This is a genomic window from Actinoplanes sp. NPDC051470, assembly GCF_040682035.1.
Taxonomy (GTDB): Bacteria; Actinomycetota; Actinomycetes; order Mycobacteriales; family Micromonosporaceae; genus Actinoplanes.
The window spans coordinates 172424-184921 of the sequence record NZ_JBFBAA010000013.1 but is presented as its reverse complement, the minus strand read 5'-3'; the positions used below and the strand labels follow the sequence as shown (position 1 = coordinate 184921).

The window sequence follows — 12498 nt, the reverse complement described above, 5'->3', positions numbered from 1 at the left end:
CTCTCGGTCTCCCTCCGTTTCTCCTTCCGCGTCTCCGTCCCGGAAGCCGGCGAAGCGCTGGGTGCCCGCGCCCGGCATCACCTGGCAGTGGCAGCTGACCACTCCGCTCGACCTGAGCGTGGACGCGGCGGTCTACGACATCGACGGCTTCCTCAACAGCGCCGCCGTCGTCGCCGACCTGCACCGCCGCGGCCGGAAAGCGGTCTGCTACGTGGAGGTCGGCGCGGCCGAGGACTTCCGCCCCGACTACCGCGACTGGCCGCGCGAGCTGCTGGGCCGGGCGAACGGCTGGCCCGGCGAGCGGTGGCTCGACATCCGCGACCCGGCCAAGCTGGAACCGGTGCTGGCCAAGCGATTCGACATGTGCGCGGCGAAGGGTTTCGACGCGGTCGAACCAGACCTGATGGACGGGTACGAGGCCGACACCGGCTTCCCGCTCACCGCCGCCCATCAGCTCCGGTTCAACCGTTTCGTCGCGCGGCTGGCCCACGAACGCGGGCTGTCGGTCGCGCTGAAGAACGACGTCGATCAGGCGGCCGAGCTGGTCGGCGACTTCGACTTCACGGTCAACGAGGAGTGCGCCGCGTTCGACGAGTGCCAGGCCCTGAAGCCGTTCATCCAGGCCGGCAAGGCGGTGCTGCACGCCGAGTACGACCTGGCGCCGGCCGAGTACTGCGCCGAGTCCCGCCGCCTCCGGTTGAGCTCCCTGCACAAGAACCGCGAGCTGGACGCCGCCGCCACCCGCTGCTAATCGAGCATCGCGCAGACCGCGGCGTCCACCAGGGCCTTGTTGGCCGCGCCGGCCTTCGGGACGGCCAGACCGAAGATCGTGGTGGTGAGCACCGCGACCGTTCGCCGGCCGGTGGCGTCGGTGTAGGTCTCGCCGGAGTAGCCGGGGACCTGGCCGTTGTGACCCCAGACGGTCCCGCAGGGAGTCGTCACCTGCTCCAGCCCGAGCCCGTACCGGCGGTTCGGGAACTCGGTCTCCTCGGCGACGGTTGTCCGCATCTCCTTCAGCAGGGCAGCCGGCAGGAGCCGGCCGGACAACAGCGCGCGGTCGAAGCGGGCCCAGTCCCGGGCCGAGGAGATCATGCCGCCGGCGGCCCATTCGGTGCTGGCGTTGATGGTGGTGGTGTCGACGTACCCGGCGGCGCGGGCCGGGCCGGCGAACGCGGTTCCGGCGGGTACGCCCGGGGGAAGCAGCGGGCCGATGCGGGCGGCGTCCGGTTCGTAGCCGTGCGCGAGGCCGCGCGTCCTCGGCGTGTCCGCCCCGGTGACCAGGTAGGTGTCGGTCAGGCCCAGCGGCCGGGTGATCCGCGCCCGGATCAGGTCGTCCAGGTGGCGCCCGGTCGCCTTCTCGGCGATCAGGCCGAGCGCGACGTAGTTGGTGTTGCTGTACGAGTAGCCCGCGCCGGGCGCGAACATCGGGTCGTGCCGGACGCCGGCGGCGATCAGCTCCCGGGGTGTCCAGGCCCGGGTGTCCTGGCCGGTGAACGCCCGCAGCACCTCGGGGTCGAAGGTGTAGTTGAACAGGCCGCTGGTGTGGTTGAGCAGCATCCGCAGGGTGATGGCGTTCCCGTTCGGGATGAGGCCAGTCAGCCACTTCTCGACCGGGTCGGTCAGCCGGACCCGGTGCTCGGCCACCAGTTGCAGGACGACGGTGGCCACCATCGTCTTGGTGTTCGAGCCCATCCTGAACCGGTCGCTCGCCGCCATGGTGTGATCGGCCCTGGTCCAGGGTGCCTGCCGGGCGATCTCGACCACCTTCCCGCGGCCGTCGTCGACGCGGACGATCACCCCGGGCGCGCCGGCGTCCACGACCTGCTGGGCCAGCGTGGCCAGCGAAGTCGGCGGAGCATGGGTCTGGTCGGCCGAGACGGGTACGGCCTGAGTTCCGCAGGCGGTCAGCGCCATGACGGCCAGGAGCGCCGGAAAGGGGTTCAGCTTCAGCTTCATGGCACCAGCCTGGGCGGGCCGGGAGCCGGGAACACTGCGGCTGGATCCCCTGGGGGGTGGAGTCAACCCCACCGCGCCGGCACCGGCCGACCCGTCATCATCAACACCGTGAAACTGCGGATGAGCCTGCTGGGCGGGTCGGTGGCGCTGCTGGCCGGCTCGGTCGTGGGCGCCGGGCTGGCCACGCTCTGGATCACCTCGGTGCCGTCGGTCGCGCTGGGCGCCGGAATCCCGCTGACGCTGCTCGCCACCGTGCTGGTCCGCTGGTTCGCCGACCTGCACCGCCGGTGGGCCGCCGACCGGCTGGGCGAACCGGTGCCCCGGCCCTACATCCCGGCGCCGGACGGCGGATGGCTGCCTCGGCTGGGGGCGATCGTGCGCGACCCGGCGAGCTGGCGGGACTGGGCCTGGCTGGTGGCCAACGCGGTCACCGCCTGGTTCACCTCGGGACTGTCGCTGCTGCTCTTCCTCGGCGGCTTCTTCTACCTGCTCTACCCGTTGGTCTACGCGCTCACCCCGTCCGAGGTGTTCCGCACCCCGCTCGGTGACGCCTTCCGGCTGCACAGCGTCACCCAGTCGTTCGTGCTGGTCCCGCTCGGCCCGGTGTTGTTCGTGCTCTGGTACGCGACCGCGCCGCGGCTGGCGAACCTCAACGCCCGGGTGATCCGCGCGCTGCTCGGCCCGACCGAGCAGGCGGGACTGCGGGCCCGGGTCGAGCAGCTGGCGACCTCGCGGGCCGAGACCGTCGACACCCAGGCCGGCGAGCTGCGCCGGATCGAACGGGACCTGCACGACGGGGCCCAGGCCCGGCTGGTGTCCCTGGGCATGAGCCTCGGCCTGGCCGAACAACTGCTGCACGACGATCCCCTGGCCGTGCCGCGGTTGCTGGCCGAGGCCCGCGAGTCGACCGCCGGCGCGCTGACCGAACTGCGTGACCTGGTCCGCGGCATCCACCCGCCGGTCCTGGCCGACCGCGGCCTGGACGGCGCCCTGCGGGCCCTGGCCCTGGCCAACCCGATCCCGACCACCGTGGTGACCCGGCTACCGGGACGGTTGCCGGCGCCGGTCGAGTCAGCGGCCTACTTCGCGGTCACCGAGGCCCTGGCCAACGCCATCAAGCACGCCGGGGCCGGCCACATCGGGATCACCGTGGAGTTCGCCCCTCACCAGGCCGGCCCGACCGGGAACCTGACGGTGCGGGTGACCGACGACGGCCGCGGGGGCGCCTCCGTCGACGGGGGCACCGGCCTGCGGGGCATCGCCCGCCGGCTCGCGGCCTTCGACGGCACGCTGACCGTGGACAGCCCGCCGGGCGGGCCCACCGAGATAAGGATGTCGCTGCCGTGCGCGTCGTCGTAGCCGAAGACCTCACCCTGCTCCGCGAGGGCCTGATCCGGATCTTCCGGGCCAACGGCTGCGAGGTGGTGGACGCCGTCGACGACGGTCCCGCGCTGATCCGGGCCCTGACCACGCATCGGCCCGACGTGGCGGTCGTCGACGTCCGGCTGCCACCGACCTTCACCGACGAGGGCCTGCGCGCCGCGATCGAGGCTCGCCGGCGGATTCCGGGGCTGCCCGTGGTGGTGCTTTCGCAGTACGTCGAGCAGCTCTACGCCCGGGAGCTGATGTCGGACCGGGCCGGCGCGGTGGGGTACCTGCTGAAGGACCGGGTGATGGACGTCGGCCAGTTCGTCACCAACGTGCGGCAGGTCGCCGCGGGCAGCACGGTGATGGACCCCGAGGTGGTCAGCGCCCTGCTCACCCGCCGCTCCACCGACCCGCGGCTGCTGGAGCTGAGCCCACGTGAGCACGAGGTCCTGGCGCTGATGGCCGAGGGCCACTCCAACGCCGCGATCGCCGGCCGGATGTTCGTCACCGAGAAGACCGTCAGCAAGCACAGCCACCAGATCTTCACCAAGCTCGGGCTCAGGCCGTCCGAGGACGACCACCGGCGCATCCTGGCCGTCCTCGCCTACCTGGAGGGCTGACCTGGCGCGGCGCAGGTGCCCGGTGGCAGCTTCGGCTCGCTGAGCTGGGCCATCGACTGGTTGACCTCGGTGTCGGTGGCGAGCTGCCGGTACTGGTCGCCGATCACGATGTCGATCACGTCGGTGGTCCGCTTCGGGTCGTACTGCGGCACCGCCTCGCCGAGGAAGAACGCCCGGATCCACTGGGCGTCGCCGACCGCCTTCGGCCCGTACCGGACGATCGCGGTCTTGGCGTACCTGCTCTTGCTCTCCGCGGGCGGCTGCGTGGTGAACCCGCGGTTCTTGAACTCCTCGCTGGCCCGCTCGGCGACGCCGGCCGTCCGGGTGCCGTTGAGCACCCGGAGCTTCACCTCGTCGGCCGCGGCGGGCAGGGTCACGTTCGCCTGGACCATGCCGGGCGGGCAGTCCTGGCCGGCCGCGCTGTCGCTCTGGCTGTCGCGGACCAGCGTGACCACCACGACGACGATCGCGGCCAGGGCGAGAATTCCCACGACGATCAGTGCTTTGGTACGAGTAAAGCTCACGCACGCGTGACGCACGCCGTCCCGATTCTGTGCACTCGCCCCGGGAACTGGGACGTGCGTCACGTCCCGCGCTCAGTGGTTCACGTCGTACTCCTTGAGCGGTTTGGTGATGGTCCGGCCGTCGCTGAGGGTGATCGTCACCTTGGGATTGGGCGAGCCGTTCCACCCGGTGTTGTCCATCAGCCGGCCGTAGAGGCTGGCCGGCTTCCGCCGCGGCCACCAGGCCGTGAAGCGACCGTTCTTGACCGTGGCCTGCACCCGCATGCCCTGTGTGCGGAAGACGACCGCGGTGACCTCGGCGCCGACCTTGCCCGCGACCAGGAACTGGGTGTTCGTGACCCCGCCCGAGGTCTCCATGACACCGACCGTGGCCAGGGCGTCCGCGGCCGGCGTCTGGGTCAGCGGGCTGGACTGCGCCTGGCCCTCACCGTCGGGGAACTCGGCCGAACGGGTCAGCGACCGCAGGCACTGGGCCTCGCCGCCGGCGGACGCGAGGTAGGTCATCACCCAGGTCCCGCGTACCTCGATGATCTGGGGCGGGTAGCCGACCTGCGTCCAGCTCGCGCAGTCCTTCGCGTAGCGTTCCGCCTCCTCGGCCGTGACCGGATGGGGCTTGGCGTCCCAGGTCGCGAGGGCCGCGTCGTCGTCGGTGCCCAGGATCGGGGCGAGGACCACACCGGCCGCCGCCACGATCGCGGCCATCGCGTACCGGAGGAGCCGGCGGCGGGCCGGGCGGGCGGACATCGCGGACGACGACCGGCCGCCGGGGTCGTTCGCGGTCAATCGGGCCAGCGTGGCCACCGCGCGGGGCGAGCGGCCCAGGCCGGCGGGAACGTCGCGAGCGGGGTCGTGGCGTCGAAGCTGATCGTCGAGGTTCATCACGCGAGTCCCTTTTCGCTGCTGGCGGGCATCCGGCGACCGTCGGCCGAGGGTTCGCCGACCGGGTGTGCGAGGTGGTGCTTGAGGAGCCGGCGCGCGCGGCTCAGGCGGATCCGGTAGGCCACCGCCGAGATGCCCAGCACCTGCGCGGCCTGCGACCCGGTCAGCCCCTCCCAGACCGACAGGCTCAACGCCTCCTGGTGCATCGCGGTGAGCCTGGTCCAGGCCTTGGCCAGATCGACCGAGGTGGCGACCAGGTCGTCGTGCTCGAGCGTCGGCCCGGCCACGGCGACCTGCCCGGCGATGCGGACCGACAGCGCCTGCCCGCGGTGGTCGGCCCGATGCTGGGCCATCAGCAGCCGCCGGGTGATGCCGAACAGCCAGGCGCGGGCCTCGCCCGGGTCGCCGGGCAGGTCGCCGAGGCGTTGCCAGGCCACCGCGAAGGCCTCGGCCACGATGTCCTCGGCCTGGTCGGTGGCGGGCCGGCGCCGGACCACGAACCGGACGAGGTCGGTGTACGTGGAGGCGTACACCTCCACGTAGCGCTCCCGCTGAGGTCGTTCTCGGATCTCTCTCACACCCCAACATGCCGCTGGCCACGCAAGTGTTTCCGGCCGCGATTGAACGTGTTCAATCGCTGCTAGGATACCGGCGCGCCTACCTGGGCCCCGAGCGATTGGGACGACGTTCCGTGCAGTTCCCGTTACGCCAGAGCGACCCGCGCCGGATCGGCCGCTACACCCTGGTCGCCCGGCTCGGTCAGGGCGGCATGGGCGTGGTCTACCTGGGCCGGGACGAGGCCGGCGGGCTGGTCGCGGTCAAGGTGCTACGCCAGGAGCTCACCTACGACGACCAGTTCCGGGGCCGGTTCCGGGGCGAGATCAGCCGGATCCGGCAGGTGCCCCCGTTCTGCACGGCCGCGGTGCTCGACGCCGATCCCGACCACGACCCGCCGTACCTGGTGGTGGAGTTCGTCGACGGCCCCAGCCTGACCCGCCGGGTGGCCGAGCACGGGCCGATGGGCCAGGCCGACCTGCACAGCGTGGCGCTGGGCACGGCCACCGCGCTGGCCGCGATCCACGGCGCCGGTGTCATCCACCGCGACCTGAAGCCGGACAACGTGCTCTTCGCCATGGGCGGCGTCAAGGTGATCGACTTCGGCATCGCGCGTGGGCTCGAGATGACCAGCGCGCACACCCGCACCGGCCAGATGGTCGGCACGGTCGCGTACATGGCGCCGGAACGCTTCGAGTCGGTCGGCAGCGCCCCCGCCGACCCGGCGAGCGACGTCTTCGCCTGGGCCGCGGTGGTCGCCTACGCGGCGACCGGCCGGGCGCCCTTCGACACCGACTCGGTGCAGGGCACCGCCGTCCGCATCCTCACCCAGCCGCCCGACCTGACCGGCGTGCCGGCGTCGCTGCGGGGGCTGCTCGAACGCGCCCTGCAGAAGGATCCGCGGCTGCGCCCCACCGCCCGGGAGCTGCTCGACCTGCTGCTTCCGCGCAACCGCCCGGCCGACGTGTCCGCGGCGGTGGCCGGCCTCGGCCCGCCGACCCATCGGCTCGAACTCCAGAACTTCGTCACCGGGCAGGTCCAGCCGTTGCGGCCGGCCCCGGGCCCGCGGCGGCGGACCCGTCGGCTCGGCGTGGCCGCCGCCGCGGCCGCCGCGCTGCTGCTGCTCGTCGGCGCGGGCGCCGTGCTGGTGCTCGCACCCTGGGACGGCCCGCGACGGGCCGGTGAACAGCTGACCACGGCCGCGCCGTCCCGGCCGCCCAGCACGCCACCCCGGGCCACCGCCTCCGGGCCGGCGTTCGTGTTCACCGTGCGGGGCTGGTCCGGCGGCCGGTTGCGGGTCACCGACCCGACCTCGGTCTCCACCGCGTACCAGACGGCGAACGTGCTGCTGGGCGACGAACCGGCCGGGACCCTGACGGTCTACCGGCCGGGCGCCTTCGACCCGGCCGGCCTGGACGGCACCGAGCGGGTCACCGTGGGCGGCCGCCCGGCCCGATGGGACGAGACCTACCCCACCACGCCGAACAACACCGATCGGATGCTCGCCTGGCAGTACGCCGACAACGCGTGGGCGACCATCCAGACCGTCCGGGACGGTCAGCCGTCCTTCGACCAGCTGCGCTCCCTGGCCGGCGGCCTGCGCACCGGCGGGTCGGTGGTGGCCCGGCTGCCGTTCCGGCTGACCTACGTGCCCAAGGGCTATCAGGCGGTGGAGGTCGGCACCCAGGTCGAGACCGGTGCGGCCAGCCCGGCGCAGTACGGCGACGCCCAGCCCGCCGCGGTGGTGTTCGCCGGGCCCGCGCCGAAGCCGACCGGCCTGCTCCGGCCCTGGGATCCGAAGAGCGAGGGCGCGCGCAGCCCGATCAAGAACAACTTCCTGGTCTCGGTGGCCCTCGGGACGCAGCACAAGGTCGGTGCGTCGGGCTGCCTGGACGGGTTCTGCTACCTGTGGACCGGCGACGGACGGACCCGGATCGACGTCGTCAGCTTCGACCGGCTCTCCGATCGGGAGGCGCTCAAACTGCTGGACGGGCTGAAGCTCGGCCCGATGGACGACCCCGGCGGCTGGTTCGACGCGAATACCGCGGTTCAGGGCCGGGCCTGAGGGTACGGCCACGGGCTGACACTGATGCCGGTCCAGCTCGTTGCGCTTAGGGTGTGGACCGGGGTACGTACCAGGCCGTCCGCGCCTGATGAACGGGGGAGGGCGCGATCGATGGGCGAGGTTGAGCCCCGGCCCGGCAGCGGGGTGTTCGCCGGTGGCGGTGAGGTCGGCCGTGACCTCGCGACCGTGCCCTGGGAGGCGACACCGCTGGGGTCACCGGCGGACTGGCCCCAGAGCCTGCGGACCGCGGTCAGCATCCTGCTTTCGTCCCGGTTCCCGATGTGGATGGCCTGGGGCCCGGATCTGACCTTCTTCTGCAACGCCTCGTACCGGCGCGACACCCTGGGCCGCAAGTACCCGTGGGCCCTGGGCCGACCGGCCAGCGAGGTGTGGGCCGAGATCTGGCCCGACATCGGCCCCCGCGTCGAGACCGTCCTCTCCACCGGCGAGGCCACCTGGGACGAGGCGCTGCTGCTGTTCCTGGAACGTTCCGGGTACAGCGAGGAGAGCTACCACACCTTCTCGTACAGCCCGTTGCGTGACGACGACGGCGCGCTCGTCGGGCTTCTGTGCGTGGTCAGCGAGGAGACCGAGCGGGTGATCGGCGCTCGGCGGATGGGCACCCTGCGCGATCTCGGCTCCGACCCGAGCGTCGTGCGGACCGAACAGCAGATGCTGGCGTTCGCCAGCGCCCAGCTCGCCCGCAACCCGCGCGATCTGCCGTTCACGCTGACCTACCTCTTCGACGGGCCCGGGGCCCGGCTGGCCGGCTCGTCCGGCCTCGGCGCGGGTCATCCGGCCGCCCCGGCGGTGCTGGGCGCCAACTCGCCGGTGTGGCCGGTGGCGGCCCTGGCCCGGGGCGAGTCGGCCGAGGTGGCCCTGACCGGCGACGCGTTCGCCGAGCTGCCGCGGGGGGACTGGCCGGAACCACCGACCCAGGCGCTGCTGGTGCCGCTGCTGCAACAGGGGAGCGCGCCGTACGGGTTCATGGTGGCCGGCCTGAACCGCTACCGGGCGTTGGACGACGGCTACCGCGGGTTCGTGGAACTGGCCGCCGGTCACGTCGCCACCGGCATCGCGTCGGCCCGCAGCTACGAGGCCCAGCAGCGGCGGGCCGAGGAGCTGGCCGAGCTCGACCGGGCCAAGACCGCGTTCTTCTCCAACGTCAGCCACGAGTTCCGCACCCCGCTCACCCTGATCATGGGACCGCTCGAAGACCTGCGGAACCGCCTGGGCCCGGGCGACGAACGGCTCGCGGCCGAGCTCGATGTCATCCACCGCAACGGGTTACGGCTGGGCAAGCTGGTCAACACCCTGCTCGCCTTCTCCCGCATCGAGGCCGGGCGGATGCAGGCCCGGTACGAGCCGGTCGACCTGGCCACCGCCACCGCCGAGCTGGCCGGCGTCTTCCGGTCGGCCATCGAGCGGGCCGGCCTGACCCTGGAGGTCGACTGTCCGCCCCTCCCGCGGCCGGTGTACGTCGACCGGGCGCTGTGGGAGCGGATCATCCTCAACCTGCTCAGCAACGCGCTCAAGTTCACCTTCGAGGGGGGCGTGCGCATCGCCGTGCGGCCGGCCGGCGACCGGGCGCTGGTCACCGTGACCGACACCGGCGTCGGCGTGCCCGAACCCGAGATGCCGCGCCTGTTCGAGCGCTTCCACCGCATCGAGAACGCCCGGGCCCGCTCCAACGAGGGCAGCGGCATCGGCCTGGCCCTGGTCAAGGAACTCGTCGAACTGCACGGCGGCACGATCACCGCGGAGAGCCCCCTCGGCGAGGGTACGACCTTCGCCATCCGGCTGGCCTACGGCGCCGAGCACCTCCCGGCCGAGTCGCTGACCGGCGCCGGCGCCGCGACCGGGCCCTCGGTCGCCGAGCCCTACGTCCAGGAGGCCCTGCGCTGGCTGCCGGACGCCCCGTCGGCTCCGGAGGGGACGGCCGCCGCGGACGGCCGGGGCCCGTCGGTGGGTACGCCGGCCCGGGTGCTGGTCGCCGACGACAACACCGACATGCGCGACTACCTCCTCCGGCTGCTGCGCTCGGCCGGCCACCACGTGCACGGCGTCGCCGACGGGCGCGACGCGCTGGAGGCCGCCCGTACCCAGAACCCCGATCTGATCGTCAGCGACGTCATGATGCCGCGCCTCGACGGTCTCGCGCTGGTCGCGGCCCTGCGGGCTGATCCGCGTACGGCGGGCACCCCGGTGCTGCTGCTCTCGGCCCGGGCCGGGCAGGAGGCGTCGATCGAGGGCCTGGAGGCCGGCGCCGACGACTACCTGGTCAAGCCGTTCTCCTCGGCCGAGCTGCTGGCCCGGGTCCGCGCCAACGTCGAACTCGCCCGCCTGCGCAACCACCACGCCCGGTTCCGTACGGCGCTGATCGACTCGCTCCAGGAGGCGTTCTTCGTCTGCGACGAGAGCGGCGCGGTCATCGAGATGAACTCGGCCTTCTCCGACATCCTCGGGTACGGGCCGGAGGGCCTGCCGTACGCGTCGCTGCCGCCGTGGTGGCCCGACCCCGAGACCGACCCCGAGGGTCATCGGCAGGTCGAGGCGGCCCTGGCCCAGCTGATCGACCAGACCCGCGGCTCGTACACGATCCCGGTGATCCACCGGGACGGCCACCGACTGTGGGTCGCGGCCGCCTTCAACCAGGTGGAAGACCCGGACACCGGCCGGCGGGTCATCGTCGGCACCTTCCGCGACGTCACCGCCGAGCACTACGCCGTCCAGCGCGAGAGCGCCCTGGCGGCGGTCAGCGTGCGCCTGGCACAGGCCGAGAGCCTGGCCGACGCGCTGGACGGCGTGCTGCACACGCTGAAGGGGCTGTGGCGGGCGACCGAGGCGCACGCGGTGGTCTTCGACGGTTCGCCCAGCCCGCCGGGCTTCGACGAGCTGCCCGAGAGCCGGCGGGCCACGCTCACCGCCCTGCGTGACGGTCCGCTGCTCACCCCGGTGGCCGACGAGCCGGGCGGCGCCGGCATCGCGCTGGAACACCCCGGCGGCACCATGGTGCTGTGGATCGAGCTGGCCGAGAACCGGCCGTTCACCGAGCACGACCGGACCCTGCTGGCCCTGCTGGCCGGCCACCTCGGTCAGGGCCTGCGCCGGATACATCAGATCGATCAGCAACGCGAGACGGCGCTCGCCCTGCAACGGGCCATCCTCGGCCCGGCCCAGCTGCCGGCCGGATTCGCCGTGCGTTACGCGCCCGCGACCCGGCCCCTGAAGGTCGGCGGCGACTGGTACGACACGGTCACGCTGACCGGCGGCCGGATCGGCATCGTCGTCGGCGACTGCGTCGGCCACGGCCTGCAGGCGGCCACCGTCATGGGCCAGCTCCGCAGCGCCTGCCGGGCGCTGCTGCTGCAGAACACCGACCCGGCACAGACGCTGACGGCCCTGGACCGGTTCGCCGCCCAGCTTCCCGGCGCCATGTGCGCCACGGTGTTCTGCGGCGTCCTCGACCCGGCCACCGGGGAACTCGCCTACTCCAGCGCCGGTCACCCGCCGGCCGTCGTCACCCACGCCGACGGCAGCACCGACCTGCTCGACCAGGGGCGGTCCCGCCCGCTCGGGGTGAACTCCCGCGGCGATCGCCCGCAGGCGCAGTACGCCGTCCCGTCCCGCGCCACCCTGCTGCTCTACACCGACGGGCTGGTCGAACGCCGCCGGCAGCCGCTGACCGCCGGCATCGAGCGGGTCTCGGCCGCGGTCCAGCAGGGGCGCGCCCTGGCTCTGGAGGAGCTCGCCACCGAGGTGATGGCCGGCATGGCCCCGCCTTCCGGCTACGACGACGACGTGGCCCTGCTGCTCTACCGGCATCCCGGCCCGCTGGAGATCGACTTTCCGGCCGAGGCGGCGGTGCTGGCGCCGGTCCGGTCGGCGCTGCGGGGCTGGCTCGCCCGCTGCGGCATCGACCCCACGACGGCCCAGAATGTGCTCGTCGCCGCCGGTGAGGCTTGTGCCAACGCGGTCGAGCACGGCCACCGGCACCTCACCCGCGGCCAGATCCGGTTGCGGGCCGCGGCAACAGCCGGCCACCTCAACCTCACCATCAGTGACAGTGGCCGCTGGAAACCACCCGAGCCGGCCGCCGACCCGCATCGGGGACGAGGACTGATCCTGATGAGAGCGTTGATGACCGAGGTAACCGTCACCACCAGCGCGGCCGGCACGGTCGTCGGCCTGCAGGCGAGGATTTCCGGATGAGCACCGAACTGACGTTCAGCACGGGCCGCGGCCCGGACGGCGCCGTCGTCCTCGCCGCCGTCGGCGAGATCGACATGAGCAACGCCGCGCGGTTCGGTACGGCGTTGTCCGACGCCCGCGGCGAGGCCGCCGACGGCCCGCTGGTGCTCGACCTGACCCGGGTCGAATACCTCGACAGCGCCGGCCTGGCCGCCATGTTCCCGCACGTCGAGAGCTTGCGGCTGGTGGCCGGCCCACTGCTCGCGCCGCTGCTCGCGGTGGCCGGACTGGACGACATCACGACCATCGCCTGACCTCCGCGCCACCGGGATTGGCCCAT

The 12498-nt window shown here is 73.0% G+C and carries 10 protein-coding genes; 6 read left to right on the top strand and 4 right to left on the bottom strand.

Annotation, left to right across the window (positions count from 1 at the left end; all coding sequences use genetic code 11):
- Window positions 1-61 precede the first annotated feature (61 nt).
- Window positions 62-751 carry an endo alpha-1,4 polygalactosaminidase gene (locus AB0M54_RS23720; protein WP_364332501.1) on the top strand — a complete coding sequence of 230 codons (690 nt, stop codon included), beginning with the start codon at window positions 62-64 and terminating at the stop codon, window positions 749-751.
- Here the strand turns inward: AB0M54_RS23720 and AB0M54_RS23715 are convergent.
- Window positions 748-1956: a serine hydrolase domain-containing protein gene (locus tag AB0M54_RS23715; protein ID WP_364473724.1), complete on the bottom strand. Its 1209-nt coding sequence runs from the start codon at window positions 1954-1956 to the stop codon at window positions 748-750. The genes AB0M54_RS23720 and AB0M54_RS23715 overlap by 4 nt on opposite strands.
- Before the next feature lie 108 nt (window positions 1957-2064).
- Here AB0M54_RS23715 and AB0M54_RS23710 point away from each other — a divergent pair, with 108 nt between their 5' ends.
- Entirely contained in the window at window positions 2065-3315 is a 1251-nt protein-coding gene (locus AB0M54_RS23710; RefSeq protein ID WP_364473722.1) for a sensor domain-containing protein, read from the top strand.
- A complete protein-coding gene (locus AB0M54_RS23705) occupies window positions 3300-3944 on the top strand; it encodes a response regulator transcription factor (protein ID WP_364332492.1) in 645 nt (214 codons plus the stop codon). The genes AB0M54_RS23710 and AB0M54_RS23705 overlap by 16 nt, the downstream gene beginning before the upstream one ends.
- Here AB0M54_RS23705 and AB0M54_RS23700 read toward each other — a convergent pair.
- The 3 genes from AB0M54_RS23700 to AB0M54_RS23690 all read right to left on the bottom strand — a co-directional run bounded on the left by AB0M54_RS23700 (window position 3929) and on the right by AB0M54_RS23690 (window position 5925).
- Window positions 3929-4435, bottom strand: coding sequence for a LytR C-terminal domain-containing protein (locus tag AB0M54_RS23700; RefSeq protein WP_364332489.1), 507 nt, complete (start codon window positions 4433-4435; stop codon window positions 3929-3931). The genes AB0M54_RS23705 and AB0M54_RS23700 overlap by 16 nt on opposite strands.
- A 105-nt stretch (window positions 4436-4540) precedes the next feature.
- Complete coding sequence (locus tag AB0M54_RS23695) at window positions 4541-5347, bottom strand: hypothetical protein (protein ID WP_364473720.1); 807 nt, start codon at window positions 5345-5347, stop codon at window positions 4541-4543.
- A complete protein-coding gene (locus tag AB0M54_RS23690; protein ID WP_364473719.1) occupies window positions 5347-5925 on the bottom strand; it encodes an RNA polymerase sigma factor in 579 nt (192 codons plus the stop codon). Before AB0M54_RS23690 ends, AB0M54_RS23695 begins: the two co-directional genes overlap by 1 nt.
- A 113-nt stretch (window positions 5926-6038) precedes the next feature.
- Here AB0M54_RS23690 and AB0M54_RS23685 point away from each other — a divergent pair, with 113 nt between their 5' ends.
- The 3 genes from AB0M54_RS23685 to AB0M54_RS23675 all read left to right on the top strand — a co-directional run bounded on the left by AB0M54_RS23685 (window position 6039) and on the right by AB0M54_RS23675 (window position 12472).
- Window positions 6039-7967 carry a serine/threonine-protein kinase gene (locus tag AB0M54_RS23685; RefSeq protein WP_364473717.1) on the top strand — a complete coding sequence of 643 codons (1929 nt, stop codon included), beginning with the start codon at window positions 6039-6041 and terminating at the stop codon, window positions 7965-7967.
- Between the two features lie 111 nt (window positions 7968-8078).
- Window positions 8079-12179, top strand: a complete 4101-nt coding sequence (locus AB0M54_RS23680; RefSeq protein WP_364473715.1) for a SpoIIE family protein phosphatase — start codon at window positions 8079-8081, stop codon at window positions 12177-12179.
- Complete coding sequence (locus AB0M54_RS23675; protein WP_364326692.1) at window positions 12176-12472, top strand: STAS domain-containing protein; 297 nt, start codon at window positions 12176-12178, stop codon at window positions 12470-12472. Before AB0M54_RS23680 ends, AB0M54_RS23675 begins: the two co-directional genes overlap by 4 nt.
- Window positions 12473-12498: the final 26 nt, after the last annotated feature.